Source organism: Butyrivibrio proteoclasticus (assembly GCF_900115735.1).
Classification (GTDB): Bacteria; Bacillota; Clostridia; order Lachnospirales; family Lachnospiraceae; genus Butyrivibrio; species Butyrivibrio proteoclasticus_B.
The window spans coordinates 65,243-84,580 of sequence record NZ_FOXO01000013.1 but is presented as its reverse complement, the minus strand read 5'-3'; the positions used below and the strand labels follow the sequence as shown (position 1 = coordinate 84,580).

General features: G+C 40.9%; 16 protein-coding genes. 11 read left to right on the top strand and 5 right to left on the bottom strand.

The window, feature by feature from the left end; genetic code table 11:
- The first annotated feature begins 31 nt into the window (after positions 1 to 31).
- Complete coding sequence (locus tag BM146_RS09730) at positions 32 to 904, top strand: glycosyltransferase family 2 protein (protein WP_074887972.1); 873 nt, start codon at positions 32 to 34, stop codon at positions 902 to 904.
- Between the two features lie 112 nt (positions 905 to 1,016).
- On the opposite strand, the gene galT is transcribed toward BM146_RS09730, so the two are convergent.
- The 3 genes from galT to BM146_RS09715 form a co-directional block, all read right to left on the bottom strand.
- On the bottom strand, positions 1,017 to 2,552 hold the full coding sequence (gene galT, locus BM146_RS09725; protein ID WP_074887969.1) for a UDP-glucose--hexose-1-phosphate uridylyltransferase: 1,536 nt from the start codon (positions 2,550 to 2,552) through the stop codon (positions 1,017 to 1,019).
- Positions 2,553 to 2,579: 27 nt separating this feature from the next.
- Positions 2,580 to 3,761 carry a galactokinase gene (locus BM146_RS09720; protein WP_074887966.1) on the bottom strand — a complete coding sequence of 394 codons (1,182 nt, stop codon included), beginning with the start codon at positions 3,759 to 3,761 and terminating at the stop codon, positions 2,580 to 2,582.
- Positions 3,762 to 3,912: 151 nt separating this feature from the next.
- Complete coding sequence (locus tag BM146_RS09715; protein WP_074887963.1) at positions 3,913 to 4,572, bottom strand: hypothetical protein; 660 nt, start codon at positions 4,570 to 4,572, stop codon at positions 3,913 to 3,915.
- Positions 4,573 to 4,639: 67 nt separating this feature from the next.
- Here BM146_RS09715 and BM146_RS09710 point away from each other — a divergent pair, with 67 nt between their 5' ends.
- Genes BM146_RS09710 through BM146_RS09690 form a run of 5 tightly spaced genes read left to right on the top strand, consistent with a single transcriptional unit; the run spans position 4,640 to position 9,859 of the window.
- Positions 4,640 to 6,256, top strand: coding sequence for a VanW family protein (locus BM146_RS09710; protein ID WP_074887959.1), 1,617 nt, complete (start codon positions 4,640 to 4,642; stop codon positions 6,254 to 6,256).
- Between the two features lie 14 nt (positions 6,257 to 6,270).
- Positions 6,271 to 7,239 carry an AIR synthase-related protein gene (locus tag BM146_RS09705; RefSeq protein WP_074887956.1) on the top strand — a complete coding sequence of 323 codons (969 nt, stop codon included), beginning with the start codon at positions 6,271 to 6,273 and terminating at the stop codon, positions 7,237 to 7,239.
- Positions 7,240 to 7,265: 26 nt separating this feature from the next.
- Positions 7,266 to 7,754, top strand: coding sequence for an Lrp/AsnC family transcriptional regulator (locus tag BM146_RS09700; RefSeq protein ID WP_074887954.1), 489 nt, complete (start codon positions 7,266 to 7,268; stop codon positions 7,752 to 7,754).
- Complete coding sequence (locus tag BM146_RS09695; RefSeq protein WP_074887952.1) at positions 7,751 to 8,911, top strand: pyridoxal phosphate-dependent aminotransferase; 1,161 nt, start codon at positions 7,751 to 7,753, stop codon at positions 8,909 to 8,911. Before BM146_RS09700 ends, BM146_RS09695 begins: the two co-directional genes overlap by 4 nt.
- Positions 8,912 to 8,941: 30 nt before the next feature.
- On the top strand, positions 8,942 to 9,859 hold the full coding sequence (locus tag BM146_RS09690) for an ArsR/SmtB family transcription factor (RefSeq protein ID WP_074887949.1): 918 nt from the start codon (positions 8,942 to 8,944) through the stop codon (positions 9,857 to 9,859).
- Positions 9,860 to 9,907: 48 nt separating this feature from the next.
- Here BM146_RS09690 and BM146_RS09685 read toward each other — a convergent pair whose 3' ends face one another.
- Complete coding sequence (locus BM146_RS09685; RefSeq protein ID WP_074887945.1) at positions 9,908 to 10,852, bottom strand: 3'-5' exoribonuclease YhaM family protein; 945 nt, start codon at positions 10,850 to 10,852, stop codon at positions 9,908 to 9,910.
- Positions 10,853 to 10,880: 28 nt separating this feature from the next.
- On the bottom strand, positions 10,881 to 12,230 hold the full coding sequence (locus BM146_RS09680) for a S1C family serine protease (protein WP_074887942.1): 1,350 nt from the start codon (positions 12,228 to 12,230) through the stop codon (positions 10,881 to 10,883).
- 133 nt (positions 12,231 to 12,363) lie between these two features.
- Here BM146_RS09680 and BM146_RS09675 point away from each other — a divergent pair, with 133 nt between their 5' ends.
- Genes BM146_RS09675 through rlmD form a run of 5 tightly spaced genes read left to right on the top strand, consistent with a single transcriptional unit; the run spans position 12,364 to position 19,285 of the window.
- Positions 12,364 to 14,757, top strand: coding sequence for an endonuclease MutS2 (locus BM146_RS09675; RefSeq protein ID WP_074887939.1), 2,394 nt, complete (start codon positions 12,364 to 12,366; stop codon positions 14,755 to 14,757).
- 14 nt (positions 14,758 to 14,771) lie between these two features.
- Positions 14,772 to 15,473, top strand: coding sequence for a response regulator transcription factor (locus BM146_RS09670; RefSeq protein WP_074887934.1), 702 nt, complete (start codon positions 14,772 to 14,774; stop codon positions 15,471 to 15,473).
- A complete protein-coding gene (locus tag BM146_RS09665; protein ID WP_074887932.1) occupies positions 15,474 to 16,910 on the top strand; it encodes a HAMP domain-containing sensor histidine kinase in 1,437 nt (478 codons plus the stop codon).
- Positions 16,911 to 16,915: 5 nt separating this feature from the next.
- The gene (locus BM146_RS09660) at positions 16,916 to 17,410 is read left to right on the top strand and encodes a tRNA (cytidine(34)-2'-O)-methyltransferase (RefSeq protein WP_074887928.1); all 495 of its coding nucleotides are present in this window, start codon (positions 16,916 to 16,918) and stop codon (positions 17,408 to 17,410) included.
- Between the two features lie 51 nt (positions 17,411 to 17,461).
- Positions 17,462 to 19,285 carry a 23S rRNA (uracil(1939)-C(5))-methyltransferase RlmD gene (gene rlmD / locus BM146_RS09655; RefSeq protein WP_074887925.1) on the top strand — a complete coding sequence of 608 codons (1,824 nt, stop codon included), beginning with the start codon at positions 17,462 to 17,464 and terminating at the stop codon, positions 19,283 to 19,285.
- Positions 19,286 to 19,338: the final 53 nt, after the last annotated feature.

Here is a 19,338-nt window from a genome sequence, read left to right as displayed (position 1 = left end):
CTTTGACTTGATGAAAGGGGGCTATATAGTGATGAGTGAAAAAAACATCAGTGTGATCTTACCGGTTTATAATTCAGAAAAAACAATAGCAGAATGTATAGATAACGCTTTACTTAGCCTTCGTGAATATGATGAGCTCATAATAATCGATGATGGGTCAACAGATGATACATCTAATATATGTATGGATTATGCATGGAACTATTCCAATATAATATATAGACAACAGGAAAGAAAAGGACTGTTCAACGCAAGATTAGAGGGGATAAAAATAGCAACGGGAGAATATGTGAGCTTTATTGATGCCGATGATGTCTGTGCTGAAAAGAGATTTGAAGTTATGCATTCGGTAGTTTCTGATAATGATGCAGATATTATATTCTTTGGCGCTATAATCAAAAAGGAAGGTTGCGATACCCAGATCTTTGATGCAGATATGTTTCCGGGAAAATATTCCAGTAAAAAAATAATAGATAGTTTTGGCAAGATGCTCTTTGGAAGGCTTGATAGCGATGATAATTCTTATACTGGATATCTATGGAATACTTTGATAAGTAGGGATGCTTTAAACGGATTAGAGGAATATGCAGATGAAAAAATCCGCTATTATGATGATGAGATAATAATGCTTCATGCTCTTATGAAAGCGCAGAAATGCGTTATATCTGAAAAAAAACTGTATCGTTATGAGAGCACGAAACGAAAAGCCTTAAAAGAGAAAAAATCCTATAGTCCTAAAAATTGGGAAAACATTTTTAATGTATATAATCTAAAAAGAGAAATGGCAATTGAAAATGATATGTACAACAGCGATATAAAATTCCGCCTGTCAACTTTTTTAGGACCAATCTCTTTTATGAGATTCATTGTTGGTCAGGATTCAGCAGTACCAAGAACCTTATAAAAAGAATAATATGGAGACTCAGGTGACAGAGTCTTATCAGTTAGTAGACAAAGTGGTCTTGAGAGCATGACTCTCAAGACCACTTTGTTACTTACAGTAAGCCTCGACTCGGTTAAAGAGTAGCTACAAATCGATCGAAAGCTTCCTGTCCTTCGGGAGTTCTCTTATAAACACCCGCATCTTCGAGAACATGCATGAATACTTCACCGATTTCATTCTGAATTATGTCATCGATGTTGCTCTCGTCAATGTGATCATATTTTTTGCTGAAGGCATCAACCCAATCAGCGTGCTTTTCAAGAACTTCGTCTTTTCTTATATCTTTTTCTGAAAGGATTGCCTCTTTAAGATCAGCCATCTCCTTCTTAAGTCTTGCAGGAAGTACTGCAAGTCCCATAACTTCAATAAGTCCGATGTTCTCCTTTTTGATATGATGAAGCTCTGCGTGAGGGTGGTATACACCTAGAGGATGCTCATCTGTTGTAATGTTGTTTCTAAGAACAAGGTCAAGCTCGAAGTCTTCACCGCGTTTTCTTGCAATAGGAGTAATAGTGTTATGAGGTGTTCCATTTGTCTCAGCATAGATAAATGCTGCTTCGTCAGTATAGCCTCTCCACTTATTTAAGATTACATCAGCAAGGGCGATTACTCTGTCTACATCAGGAGCGGAAATTCTGATAACTGACATAGGCCATTTTACAATGCCTGCCTTAACATCTTCAAAGCCTTTAACTGCAAATGTTCTTTCAACAGGGGCCTTTGCCATGGCGAATGTATAATGTCCGCCCTGGAAGTGATCGTGGCTTAAGATTGAACCACCAACAATTGGAAGATCTGCATTGGATCCAACAAAGTAGTGAGGGAACTGTTTAACAAAATCAAAGAGCTTGCAGAAGGTATCATGCTCAATCTTCATAGGAATATGCTTTGAATTAAACACGATACAGTGCTCATTATAGTAAACATATGGAGAATACTGGAATCCCCATTTTGAGTTCTGAATAGTAACAGGAATGATTCTGTGGTTTTCTCTTGCAGGATGGTCAACTCTTCCTGAGTAGCCTTCGTTTTCCCAGCAAAGCTGACATTTAGGGTAGCCTGATTGCTTGGCATTTCTTGCAGCGGCGATTGCCTTAGGATCTTTTTCAGGCTTTGAAAGATTGATTGTGATATCAAGGTCGCCGTATTCTGTAGGAGCAATCCATTTCATATCCTTGGAAATGCGGTATCTTCTGATATAATCTGTATTCTTTGAAAATTCATAGTAGAAGTTTGTTGCAGCCTCAGGGCTTTCTTTAAGCTTTTCATTGAACTTTTTGATGATGTTACTTGGTCTGTCTGTGAGCTCGCCCATGAGCTTTGTGTCAAAAAGATCTCTGTAGACAACACTGTCATTTTCTAAAAGACCATTTGCAGCGGCATAATCATCAAGAACTTTCAGAACATTTTCAAGGAATGTTCCCTTTTCGATCTCTTCAGATGAAAGCTCTTTTGCAAGGGTTTCAATGTCTGCGGCTTCATAATCAGCAGCGTCAATTCCAAGATCAATAAGAATTGAATTGATAGCGTAGATTATGTCTTCTTTTTCTATAAGACCTTGTTTAAGGGCATATGCAACAAGGTTATTGATTGCGTTTTGTATATCCATGATAACTCCTCAAATTTACTGATCAGATTAGATGACCTCTGGGCCACCACCGATTTCTACTGTATAGAATGTAGCTTCGTAGCCGATTTTATTAAGATAGTTTTCTCCAACTGTTTTTTTGAAGTTTTCGATTGCTTCATCTTTTACGATAGAAACAGTGCAGCCACCAAATCCGCCGCCTGTCATACGTGAGCCGATAACTCCAGGAACCTTCCATGCTTCTTCTGCAAGAGTATCAAGTTCAATACCGGTTACATCATAGTCATCACGAAGAGACTCGTGAGATTGTCTCATAAGCTTTCCAAAGTGCTCAAGGTCTCCATCCTTAAGGGCCTTAACAGCTTCAATGGTGCGCTGGTTTTCGTATACTGCATGTTTAGCCTTTTTCTGCATATCAGGATCAGTTAAAAGATCTTTATTGGCTTCGAACTCTTCGATAGAAAGATCTCCAAGTCCCTTGATATCAAGCTTTTTCTGAAGGATAGAAAGAGCTTCTTCACACATGCTACGACGAGCGTTGTACTGAGAATCTGTGAGTTTGTGCTTTTTATTTGTGTTGGTAACAATAATCTTTGCACCGTCAAGCTTGATTGGTGCGTATTCAAATGAAAGATCTGCTGTATCAAGGAATATAGCACTGTTTTCCTGTCCCATTGCTACTGCAAACTGATCCATGATACCGCAGTTGCATCCGTTGAAGTTGTTCTCTGAATACTGGCCGATAAGAGCAAGATCCTGATTGGACACATCAAAGCCATAAAGGTCGCGCAGTATAAAACCTGTTAATACTTCGAGGGAAGCAGATGATGAAAGACCTGAACCATTGGGGATGTTGCCGTAGATTACAATGTCAAAACCTTTATCGAGTTTCATACCTCTTTTTTCAAAGGCCCAGACTACTCCCATAGGGTAATTTGTCCATCCGGCAGCTTCTGAAGGAGCAATTGTGTCATCAAGGCAAAATGATACAACACCAACTTTGTCCTGATTTAAGGAGAAAAGCTGGATCATTCTGTCATCTCTTTTTGCAGCTGCTGCATAAGTACCTATTGTAAGAGCGCATGGGAAAACATGACCTCCGTTGTAGTCAGTATGTTCTCCTATAAGATTAACTCTGCCTGGAGCAAAGTATGCTTTTACATTTTCTTTTTTTCCATAAGTATTCTCGAAACTTTCGAGAACAGCCTTTTTCATTTCCTGATCGATCATATAACCTCCTTGGTTTTAACCAGACAAATATGTATTTTGTGAATATATATTACCCCTTTAAGTTACTTATGATAAATATCTCTTTGTTTTATAAGCCTGTCAAAATGTTAAAAAAAGCTCTCCTGTTTTTTGGAGAGCTGGAGTTACAATGTTAAAAAGTTACAAGTGGAGCCTTTTTCTTTTTAGTGGGAGTTTCAACACCAAGCATGTTAAGAATCTGATTTTTGCTTAATGAATTCAGACTTTTAGCTATAGGGATAAGACCATCGATCTTTTTTTGAATTTCTTCTTCGTTCAGGCCAAGCTTTGTTTTGTACATATCAACAAGAAGTCTGTAGGTACCGGAAATATCCGTCCTTGTCTTAACAGCAAATTCCAAAACATTAGCAGAATCTTCAAATCTTCCCATATTATAAAGAAGCTCGCCCCAGTTTTGCAGCGCACGCACTAAAGTGGTGTAATTTTGATCATACTGGGTAAGTGCAGTGATATTGGCAGTGCCGTATTCGAGCTTTAAGTCTGTGTTGCTTATTCCCGTAAAATTGACTATTTTTTCGAATTGCAATGCTTTTAAGTCATCTTCAGCCTTTTGAAGTGCTTCATTGTCACCTGCGCTGTCAAATGGAAGCAGGTGGTAGGGAATATGTATATACTCAAGGTTTTCCAGACTTTTTCGCCTTACGTTGTTAGCTTCTCGCTCTTTTTCCCAGAAGTCAGCTTCCTTTTTTTCTATCTTTCTGGATACCCTTCGCATGCTGATATTAAAAAACACAGCAAGTATAATGAAACTTGCTAAAAATGGTAATTTCATCTATAATATCCTTTCAGTTAACCGTAATAAGTTATGCTTATTTTCATCATAACACAGAGGAAGCATTATGAAAAAATTTTTTGGAGTGTTGGTCCTTTTTTTGTCTTTTCTTGTAATCTGGCCAGGAACGCCTGTAGACGCTGCTGACTCTAAAGCAATAGCCAATGGTGTGTTTATTGGTTCTATTGATGTTTCGGGAATGACTGTTGACGAGGCGGAACAGGCAGTTTCGTCATTAGTTGAAAGTCAGAAAAATTCAGAAATAACGCTTACTGTTGGTGAAGATAAGAATCTTACAGTATTTGGCTCTGATCTTGGAATAACATGGGTAAACACTGATGTTGTGAACGAGGCTTATGCACTTGGACATCAGGGCAATGTCATACAGAGATATAAAGCCTTAAAAGATCTTGAGGAATCCAATCATGTTTTTGAAATTGAATATGGTTTTGATAATGATGCTCTTGCAGCTGTCATTGACAGATGCAGTAGTTCTTTTGACCAGGAAAAAGTTAACTACGGTCTAAAGAAAACAGATGAGGGATTTGTTGTTACTGATGGTCAGACTGGTTACATTGTGGATAAAGAAGCATCAGCTTCTGTGATAAAGAGTTTTGTTCAAAATGAGTTTACACCTGAGAACGCTACAGTCATGCTTTCTGTGAAGGAGGATAAGCCTCTTGGAAGCGCGGAGGATCTGGCAATGGTAAAAGATGTTCTTGGCACTTTTACCACAAGCTATAAAAGCTCAGGTGCTGCCAGAAGTGCTAATGTAGCAAATGGCTGCTCACTTATAAATGGTACTACTGTTTATCCCGGAGAGGAGTTCTCTGTACTTGATACAATTACTCCATTTACTGAATCAAATGGATATTTCCCTGCAGGTTCTTATTTGAATGGACTTGTGGTTGAGAGTGTTGGCGGTGGAATTTGCCAGGTTTCTACTACACTTTACAATGCGGTTCTTTTGGCAGAGCTTGAGGTTACTGAGCGTCACAACCACTCAATGATAGTTACTTATGTAGAGCCTTCTGCGGATGCTGCAATCGCAGAATCCGGTGGAAAGAACTTTAAATTTGTTAATAATACTGAGTATCCAATATATATTGAAGGCACGACAACATCTGACAAGCATATTACTTTTACAATATACGGAGTGGAGACAAGAGACGCCGGACGTAATGTCAGCTTTAAGAGTGAAGTGCTAGAGACAACACCTGCTTCAGCAGATCAGTTTGTATGTGATGGCTCACATGCTGTTGGTTATGTTGGAACACAGTCAGCGCATCTTGGATATAAGGCTCAGCTTTGGAAGATTGTTACCGAGAACGGCGTTGAAGTAAGCAGAGAAGTTGTAAATAGCAGTAATTACAAGATGGTTCCTAGAATTGTGACTATTGGTACAGCAGGAGCTGATGAGACAGCGATGGCACAGATAAACACAGCAATAGCTACAGGAGATGTGGCTACTGTTAAGGCTGTCGCAGGAGCACTTGGTGCAGCCAGAAGTGCGGCAGGAACAGAAAATGAAGCTGCAGCAGCTCAGGCGGCAGCAGATGCCGTTAATGCGGCGAATGCACAGCTTGCTCAGCAACAGGCAGCGGCACAGGCAGCGCAGGAAGCTCAACCGGTCGAGAGTGCTGAAGAGATAGATACTGCAGAAACAATACAGACAGAAGGCTGATCATTGGCGATTATATGAGAATTGGAAAAATTACTGAGAATGCTTTAAAGCGTTCAGTGTTAAAACTAATAAAAACAGAATTTAAAGAAAGAACAGGCGCAGCTGTAGGGGCAGACTGCGCTTTTTCTGAATCTAAAAAAGTATTTTCATCTGTAGCAACTTACGCTTTGGATGCTAAAGAAGTAGGATATTATGCTGTGGTTAAGGCTGCAAATGGCCTGATTGCGCAGGGAATCATACCGGATCACGTTGATGTGAGCATTCTCTTAAGTGAAGACATAGAAGAAAAGCAATTAAAAGAAATAGTAAGAGACTGCATAGAAGGCAGTAAGGCTGCGGGAATAGTGTATGCCGGCGGACACACAGCAGTTTCAACAGCTGTAAAAAGACCTGTGATTACAGCAACCTGTGTAGGCTATAAGGAAAGTGATTTTTCTTTTGAAAAGCCGAAAGTGGGACAGGCGCTCGTAATAAGTAAGTGGGTAGGCCTTGAGGGAACAGCTCTTTTGGCAAAAGAAAAAAAGCAGGAGCTTACAACTAAGTATCCGGCGCCCTTTATCAATGACGCTATAGATTTTAAAGAATATATGTCTGTAGAGTCAGAGGCTGCAGTCGCCATTAAGTCCGGAGTCAGTGCAGTTCATGATCTCTCAAATGGCGGAGTTTTTGCAGCTCTTTGGGAAATGGGAGAACGCGCAGGCTGTGGACTAAAAGTAAATTTGAAGAGTATACCTTTGAGGCAGGAAACAGTTGAGATCTGCGAGTTTTTTGAGATAAATCCTTATCAGCTTTTATCAGGTGGGGCGCTTCTTTTTGCCACAGATGACGGAGAAAAGCTTGTAGATGATCTTAAGAATGCGGGAATCCCCGCTTCTGTCATAGGTTTTTTGCAGGAAGGTAATAGAAAAGATATAATTAACGAAGATGAATCAAGGTTTTTGGAGATGCCACAGGCAGATGAGATCCATAAAATCCTTGGATAAAGATAATTTGGAGGAGCTTTTTGTTTATGAATACCAGAGAAGAGATATTAAGCATTATTGAGAAAAACAGCCGCATTGATGTACATGAACTCAGTGTTCTTCTGGGGGCGGAAGAGGTACTTGTTGCCAATGAGCTGAAAGCTCTTGAAGATGAGGGAGTGATTTGCGGATATCACTCAATGATAGATTGGTCTAAGACAAGCATAGAAAAGGTCAATGCCCTTATAGAGGTTAAGGTTACGCCTACAAGAGGTCAGGGATTCGATAATATTGCAGAAAGAATTTACAAATATCCTGAGGTTACAAGCGTTTACCTTATGAGTGGCGGCTTTGACCTTATGGTTATAGTTGAAGGTAAATCTCTTTTGGAGGTTGCAGGCTTTGTAAACAACAAGCTTGCTACTTTGGACAACGTACTTAGTACAGCTACACACTTCATCCTTAAGAAGTATAAGGATCACGGAACTATTTTGACCAAAAAGTACGAAGACACAAGGGAGATTATTACACCATGAGAAATCCAATAGGAAAAAAGGTAGTAGACATCAAACCTTCAGGGATCAGAAAGTTTTTTGACATCGTACAGGAAACTGAGGGCGCTATATCTCTTGGTGTGGGCGAGCCGGATTTTGATACTCCCTGGCACATAAGAGATGAGGGTATTTATTCCCTTGAAAAAGGAAGAACTTTCTATACATCTAACTCTGGGCTTAAGGAACTTAGACAGGAAGTTTCAAACTATATTAAAAGAACACAGAATGTGACTTATGATCCGCTAAAAGAGATCTTCATTACAGTAGGCGGATCTGAGGCAATTGATCTGGCGCTTAGAGCTATGGTCGATCCGGGGGATGAAGTCCTCATTCCACAGCCAAGCTATGTTTCCTATGAGCCTTGCGCTATTTTAGCTGACGCTGTTCCTGTTATCATAGAGTTAAAAGAGGAAAACCAGTTCAGACTTACTGCAGAGGAAGTGCTTGAGAAGGTTACAGATAAGACTAAGATTCTGGTTCTTCCATTCCCTAACAACCCAACGGGCGCAGTAATGGGAAAAGAAGACCTTGAAGCTATCGCTAAGGTTGTCATCGAAAAAGATCTTTTTGTTATCTCCGATGAGATATATAGCGAGCTTACATACAATGGCAAGCATGTTTCAATTGTATCTCTCCCCGGGATGAAAGAGAGAACTATTCTTATCAACGGTTTCTCCAAGGCTTATGCTATGACCGGTTGGAGACTTGGATATGCATGTGGACCTGAAGAAATCATGAAGCAGATGATAAAAATACATCAGTTTGCCATCATGTGTGCTCCTACAACCAGCCAGTACGCTGCGGTTGAGGCCCTTAAAAACGGTGATGAAGATGTAAGGATCATGCGTGAGGAATATAATCACAGAAGAAGATACCTTTTGAATGAGTTCAAGAGACTAGGGCTTCCTTGTTTTGAGCCTTTTGGGGCTTTTTATGTATTCCCATCCATAAAGAAGTTTGGCATGAGCAGCGATGAATTCTGTACAAGACTTCTTAAGGAGGAGAAACTTGCGGTAGTTCCTGGAACAGCTTTTGGTGATTGCGGTGAAGGATTTATTCGTATTTCCTATGCATATTCACTGGATAATTTAAAGCTTGCTATGGAAAGGCTTGAGAATTTCATTAAGAAGATTAATTGAATATACCATTTATGAAAGAGAGTGTGAAAAATGCTTCATATTAAATCCATAGATGATGGGTTAGAGCTTTTTAAGGCGCTTGGTTCAGATGTAAGGGTGGAAATAATCAAGATTCTTCTAAACGAGGGATCGCTAAATATGAATGATCTTGCCTGTAAGCTTGGAATCACAAACGGGGCGTTGACGAGTCATATTAAAAAACTTGAGGAATGCGGCGTTGTTGCAGTATCTTCTGAAGCGCCCGGGCATGGTAATCAAAAGGTGTGCTCAGTTCATTTGGATAAGATTCTGATCGAACTTCAGGATAAGCCTGTAAACGCCAATATTTACACCACTGATATCAAGGTGGGGCTGTTTTCTGATTATTCAGTTTATCCTACCTGCGGACTTGCCAATTCAAGCAGGCTTATCGGTGAAGTTGATGACACAAGATACTTTGCTCATCCTGACAGATTTGAGGCAGATATACTCTGGTTTGCCAAAGGGTATGTTGAGTATATGATTCCCAATTTTGTTCCTGCCAATCAAAAGGTTGATGAGATATGTATTTCCGCAGAGCTGAGTTCAGAAGCTCCGGGAGTAAATAATGTATGGCCCTCAGATATTTATTTTTATCTGAATGAGACTCTGCTTGGAACATGGACATCACCTGGAGATTTTGGAGATGTTAAGGGGCTGTTTACACCGGACTGGTGGTTCCCAAACTGGAATCAGTATGGAATGCTTAAGACTCTTGTTATAAATCATGATGGAACATTCGTAGATGGAAGAAGAATTTCAGATGTGGTGATAGATGAGCTTGGACTCACAGCCAAGAGTCAATTGAAACTTAAACTTGAAGTTCCTGAGGATGCGGAGCATGTTGGAGGACTTACCATTTTTGGCAAGGGCTTTGGCAATTATAATCAGGATATCAATATTAAAATTGGATATAGTGCTATAGAATAAGAAAATGCCACTTCCTGTTCAAGGTAAGTGGCATTTTTGCGTCTTGTTTTATTCCATTTTTGTTGAAAAAATATTGGACTCAAAGAACTTATTGAATCCCTGCCAGCCTGGAGTAGTGACATTTCCAAGGATCTCAGTGAAGGTCTCCATCTTGGCATCTGTGTTGTCAGCAAGGTTAAGAGCAACAGCTTCAATGATGGCAGGTTTCTTGGGAGAACCATATTCAAGCTCACCGTGGTGGGCAAGGATACAGTGCTGAAGCTCCTGCTTGAGGATAACAGGGAAGCCTTCGATTCCACGGATCTTTTCTCCGACCATCTCGGTTCCCATTACAATATGACCCAGGAACTGGCCTTCATCAGTGTAGTCGTTTACAGGGTAGAGACTGAGCTCTTTTGTCTTACCGATATCATGGCAGATTGCAGCAGTTAAAAGAAGGTCTCTGTTAAGAGCCGGATATGCTGTGCAATAGAAGTTGCAGAGCTTTGTTACGCTGAGTGTGTGCTCTAAAAGTCCGCCGATAAAGCTGTGATGTACAGTCTTGGCAGCACTTGATTTTCTGAAAGCTGTGATGAAAGCTTCATCCTGAATAAAGAATTCTTCCAGGAGCTTTTTGAGATATGGATTTCCAATAGTTCCTATTATTCCAAGGAGTTCTTTGTACATAACATCGATGTCCTTGGAAGAAACAGGAAGGTAGAGAGATGGATCATACTCGCCTTCGTGGCATTTTCTGGCTCTTTTTACATTAATCTGGAGAGCTCCGTTAAAGCTTGTTACTTCCCCGAATACATCGATGTAATCTGTGTCGTCAAATTCGTCTATTCCGTCACTGTTTGGCTCCCAGATCTTGGCATCGATAGTGCCTGTCTTGTCCTGGAGAGTTACAGAGTAGTACTCTTTTCCGTTTTTGGTTGTTGCGCTGAGCTTGTGCTTGCACATGTAGATGTCCGCAATGCGGTCACCTGGGGTTAAATCTTTGATAAACTTCATTAAAAAATCCTCATTTCTAAAATTATATCTATTTAGTTGTAGAGCTTGACATTGTTGCTTCTATTTCAAGTTCTATGTACTCATTAGGTGCCTGTCGCATGATCGTAATTGATATTACATCATCAGGGGAACAGCCCGCAAGCCTTGTTATAAGGTGGTCATAGGTGTTGATATCATAACCGTTAAAAGAAGTGATGATATCGCCGCTTTGAAGACCGGCTCTCATGGCAGGAGATCCCATCTCGGTGCTTGATATGTAAGCTCCCGAAGGGAGATTCAGTGTATTCTGCATGTCGAGAGGAACTGTTGCGCCGTGGATTCCAAGATATGGTCTTGGCCTTGCGTTTGAAAGGTCTTCAATAAGTGGTTTTAGTTCAGTTATCCCAATGCCGCAGATCTGATTGCTCATACCTGTAGAATTGTGGGATGTATCTATTATTCCGATGACTTGTCCCTTTAAATTTATGAGAACACCGGTAGCATCGCTGCTTCCGTAGATATCGGTAGTGATCAGCTTATAGCAGGAGTCTACAAGATTCATGGGACTCTTTTCTGAAGTGACAATTCCATAAGCTATTGAGTCCTGGATCCCTATAGGGCTGCCAACAGCAATAACAGGAGAACCGGTCAGGCTTCCGGCGCTGGAACTTCCAAGCTCTGCAGGAGAAATTGTCTGCCTTGTGCCCTCTGCAAGCTGTGTTCTGCGAACAGTAAGCACGCACTGCCCTGTAATGGTGTCGATCAGACTGATCTCAGCAGTTGCGGTAGCTCCATCACAGAAAGTTACACCGATTGACTCAGCATCAGACACAGATGCTGAAGGAACAAGAACATAAAGATTTGTGCCGTTGTCAGCAACTATGAGTCCGGAGGTGGAACCTTTTGTCTCATAGGAATCCGTAAACCAGTTGGAGTCGCTTGAGATAGAAGTTACCTTTACGATGTTTTTCTCTACCTGAGTGGTAACCTTGCGAAGGGAAGTGATCATTTTTTCATAGTCGTAAGCGTCAAAAGAGTACGAGGCAATTGCCTGATCAATCTGATCCTTCTGGCTCTCCTCAAGGCTTAAAGCCTCGCTTGCAGCTATTTGATTGTCATCTGCAAACATTTCCTCGGGAGTCAGCTCTTCACTTGGCTTTTCCTCGGGGAAGGATATCATTTCCGGTTCTTTTTCGGGATAGAGTTTGTCGCTGAAAACCGGCTGAAGTATAAGGAATGTAAGACAAGCGACCATTCCGAATATAACTGCCAGTGAAACGGTGATGACCGTGCGACGCAGAAGTTTTTTTCTGTTGATAGGACGTTGTTTTATCTTTTCACTGATAAAATCTGTGTTCGCCAGATTCTCGTTTTTGTTATCTTCAGGATTAAGTGGCATTTCGTATTCCCCCAATAAACATTTAACTTATTATAGACGTTTTTATAGGTTAAATCTAGCCATGAGGGGGTATAAATGATAAACTGTACTTTGGGTAATTGTGTAAAAAAGCATATGTTAAGGACTGGTATTTATGAACGCAAAAGCATTACACGTACTTGAGTACGATAAAATAATAGAAAAACTGGCGGATCACGCCACATCAGAGCCGGGAAGAAAGCTCTGCAAAGAGCTCGTTCCTTCTTCAGATATCAATGAGATAAGGAATAATCAGAAAAAGACTTCTGATGCTATTGCCAGAATATTCAAAAAGGGATCCACTTCTTTTGGGGATAACAGGAATTTTGAGGGAACTCTTAAGGCACTTAAGATAGGAAGTGCTCTTGAGCCTGTGTCGCTTCTTAGAATAGCGGCATTTCTCGACAATGTTAACAGGGTAAAGACCTATGGAAGGCCCACAAGGGATGATGAGGCAGGGGACTCTCTCACAGAGTCTTTTGAACTTCTTGAGCCCCTTACTTTTGTGTCGGCTGAGATCAGAAGATGTATAGTGTCAGAGGATGAAATAAGCTCTGATGCAAGCCCTGCGCTCAAGCATATCAGAAGGGGCATAATGCTCACCAATGACAGAATACATGAGCAGCTTGGCAGGATGCTAAACGGTTCCATGAGGACATACCTTCAGGATGCTGTTGTTACCATGAGAGACGGCAGGTACTGCATTCCCGTTAAGGCTGAGTACAAATCGCAGATAAATGGTATTGTTCACGACCAGTCTTCATCCGGTTCAACTCTTTTCATAGAGCCGGCAGCAGTTGTTGAGCTGAACAATAAGCTCAGAGAAATGGGGCTTCAGGAAAGCGCTGAGATTGAAAAGATCCTGTTAGAGCTAAGTCTTAAAGTTGCAGAGCACATAGATTCTATAAAGTACAACGCTGATATCATGACTGATCTTGATTTCATATTTGCCAAGGCTTCCTATGCGCTTGAGATAAATGGAATGACACCTGTTTTCAATGACCAGCATGTATTTGATATCAAGAAGGGAAGACACCCTCTTATTGCAAAAGATAAAGTGGTTCCTATTGACGTTTATGCCGGAAGAGATTTTGACATGCTCATTATCACAGGTCCAAATACCGGTGGTAAGACTGTTACTCTTAAGACGGTAGGTCTTTTGACACTTATGGGACAGGCCGGCCTTGCGATTCCTGCAGGGGATAAGTCTGAACTGTCAGTGTTTAATGAGGTCTTTGCTGATATTGGAGATGAGCAGAGTATTGAGCAGTCTCTTTCTACCTTCTCGTCACATATGACCAATACAGTATCGATTCTTGAAAAAGCTGATGAGAATTCACTTTGTCTTTTTGATGAATTGGGAGCAGGTACTGACCCCACAGAGGGAGCGGCTCTTGCCATATCAATACTTAACGACCTGCACAGCAGAAGGATAAGGACACTTGCAACAACTCACTATAGCGAGCTTAAGGTTTATGCCCTTAACACTCCCGGAATTAAGAATGCCAGTTGCGAATTCGATGTAGAGTCACTGAAACCAACCTACAAGCTTCTTATCGGAATTCCAGGAAAGAGTAATGCTTTTGCCATCTCTTCAAAGCTTGGGCTTCCGGACAGAATAATCGAAGCCGCTAAGGAGCAGATCAGCACTGAGGATAAGCGCTTTGAAGATCTTTTGGCTGACCTTGAGAAGAGCAGAAAGATCATTGAGAATGAGCGACTTGAGATTTCCGAGTATAAAAAAGAAGTTGAGCAGCTTAAGTCTCAGCTTGAGGAAAAGACAGAAAAGCTCGACAGCCGCAAGGATGACATTATAAGAGAGGCAAACGAAGAGGCAAGGGCTATTTTGCAGGAAGCAAAGGATCTTGCTGATGAGACCATAAGGACTTTCAGAAAAGCAGGACCAAATGCGTCAATACAGGATCTTGAGAGAGCCAGAACAAATGTCGGTCAAAAGATATCTGACAAGAATAAGGCGATTTCCAAGAAAGCTGAAAAGACAAAAGAAACACATCCTATATTAAAAGAGTCTCAACTAAAACTCGGCGAGTCAGTAAAGATCGTATCCATGGGACTTAAAGGAACTATCAGCTCAAAGCCTGACAAGGACGGCAATCTCTATGTGCAGTGCGGAATCATGAGGACTAAAGCCAATATCAGAGATTTGGTTCTTATAAAGGATGATGATGCAAAAACGGCTATGAAGAAGTTCTATGGCAGGACAAGTGGAAGTTCAAAGATGGATCTTTCCCGTGCTGCCAGCATCAGGACTGAGATAAATCTTATTGGTAAAAACAGCGATGACGCCATTGCGGCCCTTGATAAGTATCTGGATGACGCCTACATGTCACATCTTAACAATGTAAGAGTTGTTCATGGTAAGGGTTCAGGAATCCTTAGGCAGGCGGTGCATAATTACTTGAAGGGCATCCCTTACGTGAAGTCTTTTAAACTTGGGGAATTTGGCGAAGGCGATGCCGGGGTTACAATAGTAACTTTTATTAAATAAATTCGGGGGAAAAGATGGTTAACAAACAGAAAATACTTATAGTAGATGATGATAATAATATCGCAGAGCTCATATCTTTGTATCTGGTAAAAGAGTGCTTTGAAACAAAGATATGTAATGACGGTGAATCTGCGATCAACACTTTTGACACATTTAAACCAAATCTTATTTTGCTTGATCTGATGCTTCCGGGAATTGACGGATACCAGGTCTGCAGAGAGATAAGAACAAGGTCGCAGACGCCTATAATCATGCTTTCTGCAAAGGGTGAGGTGTTTGATAAGGTTCTTGGCCTTGAGATGGGCGCTGATGACTACATGGAAAAGCCCTTTGATTCAAAAGAACTGGTGGCAAGAGTAAAGGCTGTTTTAAGACGCTTTAAGCCGCAGGTTCATGAAGTTCCTGAGTCTAATGACAAGGTTGTAAGATATCCTGATCTTGAGATTAATATGACCAACTATTCTGTTAATTATATGGGTGAGCGTGTGGATATGCCTCCAAAGGAGCTTGAACTTTTGTATTTCCTTGCAGCATCGCCAAACCACGTATTTACAAGAGAACAGCTTCTTGATCAGATCTGGGGCTATGAATATGTTGGCGATACCAGAACTGTAGATGTACATATAAAAAGACTTCGTGAGAAATTAAGCGATCACGAAAACTGGCGTCTTGCAACGATCTGGGGAATAGGATACAAGTTTGAGGTAAAAGAATAAATGAAGAGAACTCTTTATTTGAAGTTTCTTCTTGCATATCTTCTGTTTGGTGTATTCGGTTTTATTGTTGTTGCGACATTCGTATACAGCATGACCTATGAGAGACTGCGAAGAGATAAAACTGACAACATGTATCAGGTTGCTACTCAGATTGCAAACACGTACGCGGCAGATCTTTATAATAGTGAAACTTCGCTGGAAGCAGTACATACACAAATGGTCACATTGTCCAAATATATGGATAATGAACCCATATGGATAATCAATCCATCAGGAAGACTTGTCCTTGATTCATCGAGAGTAATAGGGCAAGGAGATGAGATAGTAATAGAAGGCTTTAATCCTTCAGTGCTTGGAGGGTCTTACTATACAACCGGCAATTTCTGGGGCTCTTTTAAAGAAGATGTCATAAGTGTATTTGCGCCTATAACTGCCAATTATAAGGTTCAGGCATATGTGGTTATTCATGAACCTGTATCGGATCTGGTGGAATCAGCCAATGAATTTTTGAATATATCCTATCTGATGCTGATAGTTCTCTTCCTGTTGTCTCTGATAATCCTTATCTTTTTTACAGAGCTTGTATATATTCCGCTTAGAAAGATAACCAAGGCGACCGAGCAGTACGCAGCTGGAAATATGGGATATGAATTTTCAGTTGAATCGGAAGATGAAATGGGATATCTGGCAGCATCTTTGTCTTATATGGCGGGTGAAATTGCGCGCGCAGAAGATGATCAAAAAAAATTTATTGCTAACGTTTCACATGATTTCAGGTCTCCGCTTACATCTATAAGGGGATATCTGGTGGCGATGCAGGATGGTACAATTCCGCAGGAGATGCACGAGAGATACCTTGGGATTGTAATCAATGAAACGGACAGGCTGACCAAGCTTACCAATGAGCTTCTGACTTTAAACAATCTAAATACAAAAGGAATGATGCTCAACAAAACTGATTTTGATATAAACCAGACCATCAGGAAAGTCGCAGAGTCTTTTGAAGGAACCTGCAGAAGTAAAAAGATCGCCATTGAACTGATTCTTACAGATGAGAAGATGCTGGTAAACGCGGATGTGGATAAGATCCAGCAGGTGCTTTATAATCTTGTGGATAATGCTATAAAATTCAGTCATCATGATTCTTCAATCAAGATTGAAACTACAGAGAAACACAGCAAAGTTTTTGTTTCTGTCAAGGACAGCGGAATTGGAATTCCAAAAGAGGATCAGAAGCTTATTTTTGACAGATTCTATAAATCTGATTCTTCAAGAGGAAAAGATAAGAAGGGCACAGGCCTTGGCCTTTCTATTGTAAAAGAAATAATAAAGGCCCATGAAGAAAATATTAATGTTATCAGTACTCCCAGCGTTGGAACAGAGTTTATTTTTTCACTTCCAAAGTCTGCTGTAATGGATGCTGATGACGAGGAGTAATTTAAATGCATATAGTTTTACATCAGCCGGAGATACCACAGAACACCGGAAATATTGGAAGAACCTGTGTTGCAACAAACACAAGTCTTCATCTTATAGAGCCACTTGGCTTTAGTATCAATGAAAAGGCCCTTAAAAGAGCCGGAATGGACTACTGGCCAAAGCTCGATGTTACCAAATATATTGACTACGAAGATTTCAAGGCAAAGCATCCCGGGGCCAAAATCTGGTATGCTACGACAAAGGCGAAACATTCTTATACCGATGTTTCTTTTGGCATGGATGATTATATAATGTTCGGCAAAGAGAGCGCCGGAATTCCTGAAGAGATACTGGTGGACAACGAAGAAACCTGTATTCGAATCCCCATGGGAGAGGACATAAGGTCTTTGAACCTGTCTAATTCAGTGGCGATAGTTTTATATGAAGCCCTCAGGCAGAATGATTTTAAAGGCCTTGAGAGAGAAGGCGAACTTCACAGGCTTCATTGGAAAGAGTGATGACAGGGAGTTTATAAAAGCGAGAGTTTTTTGTAATAGATTGGAAATTGTATGGGTAAGATAATAAAGACAGATTGCAAATATCAAAAAGATGATCTGCTTACAGTAGAAATAACTGACATAGGAAATGACGGAGAGGGCATAGGCAAGGTTGATGGCTATACCCTCTTTATTAAAGATGCGGTAATAGGTGACAAGGTAAGTGCCAAGATAATGAAGGCAAAAAAGAAATATGCCTATGCCCATTTGGAAAAGGTTTTGGAGCCATCTGTTCACAGACGGGAAGCAAGATGCCCAATTGCGAGGCAGTGCGGCGGATGCCAGCTTCAGAACATGACCTATGAGAGGCAGCTTGAGTTCAAGCAGAATAAAGTAAGGAATAATATTGTCCGTCTTGGCGGATTTGATGAGTCTTTTATTGACGGCATAATGGAGCCAATAATCGGTATGGAAGAGCCCTGGAGATACAGGAATAAGGCCCAGTACCCAATCGGAACCGGCAAGAATGGTAAGCCTGTTGCCGGCTATTATGCAGGAAGAACCCATAGTATTATTCCTGTTGATGACTGCTTTATCGGAGTTGAAGAGAATAAAGAGATCTTAAGTGTTGTGCTTGCACACATGGAAAAACATGGAATTGCAGCTTACGATGAGGCGACAGGCAAGGGTCTTGTAAGGCACGTTCTCATAAGGAAAGGCTTTACAAGTGGACAGATCATGGTGTGCCTTGTTATTAACTATAGAGGAAAAGCTGTTGGAAATAGCAATGAATTTATAGCGGCTCAGAATGAGCTTGTTAAGAAACTCCGGAATATTAACGGTATGACCAGCATTTCTGTCAGCATAAACACTGATAAGACCAACGTTATTATGGGAACAGAGATCCATACTATCTGGGGAAAAGATACGATTGCAGACACTTTGTGTGGATTAGAATTTGAAATATCACCGCTTTCTTTTTACCAGGTTAATCCCAAACAGGCTCAAAGGCTTTACGAGCAGGCAATTACTTATGCCGGATTAACAGGGAATGAGACGGTATGGGATCTTTACTGCGGAATAGGAACTATATCTCTGGCTATGGCAAAGACTGCAGGGAAAGTCTACGGCGTAGAGATCATTCCTGATGCAATTGAAGATGCCAAGCGAAATGCTAAGAGAAACGGCCTTGATAACGCTGAGTTTTTCTGTGGAAAAGCAGAGGAAGTGCTTCCGGAATTCTATCAAAGTGAGAGCAAAAAAGCTAAACAAAATGCAAGTGGAGAAGTAAAAGAAAGTATAGAGGCAAAAGAAATAATGGACTCTGAGGCAGGCGGAACAGTGGGAGCAGGCGCAGTCTCAGGCAAAATTTCAAGTGCACTTCACCCGGATGTCATAGTTGTAGATCCGCCTCGCAAGGGATGCGACGAAAAATGCCTTGAGACAATGCTCAAGATGAGTCCTGACCGCATTGTATATGTCAGCTGTGATTCAGCAACCCTGGCAAGAGATTTGCGCATTCTTGCTGATGGCGGCTACGCACTCAATAAGATCCGTGCCTGCGATATGTTTAGCTGGTCCGGTCATGTGGAGACTGTAGTTCTTCTGTCCCAACAAAAGCCTGATGATCATATCGAGATAGAAATTAATCTTGATGAGATTGATGCTACATGTGCTGAGTCGAAGGCTACATACAAGGAAATTGAGGAATGGGTGCAGGAGCACTATGGATTTCATGTAACAAATCTGAACATTGCTCAGGTAAAACAGAAACATGGGATTATTGAGCGTGAAAATTACAATAAGCCAAAATCTGAGAACAGCAGACAGCCTGGATGTCCGGAAGAAAAAGTAAAAGCGATTGAAGAGGCTTTGAAACATTTTCAGATGATATAAATAAAAACTCGTGACTATCGGTATTTGGTGGTCACGAGTTTTTTTACGTACAT

Coding starts and splice junctions, on each gene's coding strand:
- BM146_RS09730 (WP_074887972.1), top strand. CDS start 32: ATGAGTGAAAAAAACATCAGTGTGATCTTACCGGTTTATAATTCAGAA.
- galT (WP_074887969.1), bottom strand. CDS start 2,552: ATGGATATACAAAACGCAATCAATAACCTTGTTGCATATGCCCTTAAA.
- BM146_RS09720 (WP_074887966.1), bottom strand. CDS start 3,761: ATGATCGATCAGGAAATGAAAAAGGCTGTTCTCGAAAGTTTCGAGAAT.
- BM146_RS09715 (WP_074887963.1), bottom strand. CDS start 4,572: ATGAAATTACCATTTTTAGCAAGTTTCATTATACTTGCTGTGTTTTTT.
- BM146_RS09710 (WP_074887959.1), top strand. CDS start 4,640: ATGAAAAAATTTTTTGGAGTGTTGGTCCTTTTTTTGTCTTTTCTTGTA.
- BM146_RS09705 (WP_074887956.1), top strand. CDS start 6,271: ATGAGAATTGGAAAAATTACTGAGAATGCTTTAAAGCGTTCAGTGTTA.
- BM146_RS09700 (WP_074887954.1), top strand. CDS start 7,266: ATGAATACCAGAGAAGAGATATTAAGCATTATTGAGAAAAACAGCCGC.
- BM146_RS09695 (WP_074887952.1), top strand. CDS start 7,751: ATGAGAAATCCAATAGGAAAAAAGGTAGTAGACATCAAACCTTCAGGG.
- BM146_RS09690 (WP_074887949.1), top strand. CDS start 8,942: ATGCTTCATATTAAATCCATAGATGATGGGTTAGAGCTTTTTAAGGCG.
- BM146_RS09685 (WP_074887945.1), bottom strand. CDS start 10,852: ATGAAGTTTATCAAAGATTTAACCCCAGGTGACCGCATTGCGGACATC.
- BM146_RS09680 (WP_074887942.1), bottom strand. CDS start 12,230: ATGCCACTTAATCCTGAAGATAACAAAAACGAGAATCTGGCGAACACA.
- BM146_RS09675 (WP_074887939.1), top strand. CDS start 12,364: ATGAACGCAAAAGCATTACACGTACTTGAGTACGATAAAATAATAGAA.
- BM146_RS09670 (WP_074887934.1), top strand. CDS start 14,772: ATGGTTAACAAACAGAAAATACTTATAGTAGATGATGATAATAATATC.
- BM146_RS09665 (WP_074887932.1), top strand. CDS start 15,474: ATGAAGAGAACTCTTTATTTGAAGTTTCTTCTTGCATATCTTCTGTTT.
- BM146_RS09660 (WP_074887928.1), top strand. CDS start 16,916: ATGCATATAGTTTTACATCAGCCGGAGATACCACAGAACACCGGAAAT.
- rlmD (WP_074887925.1), top strand. CDS start 17,462: ATGGGTAAGATAATAAAGACAGATTGCAAATATCAAAAAGATGATCTG.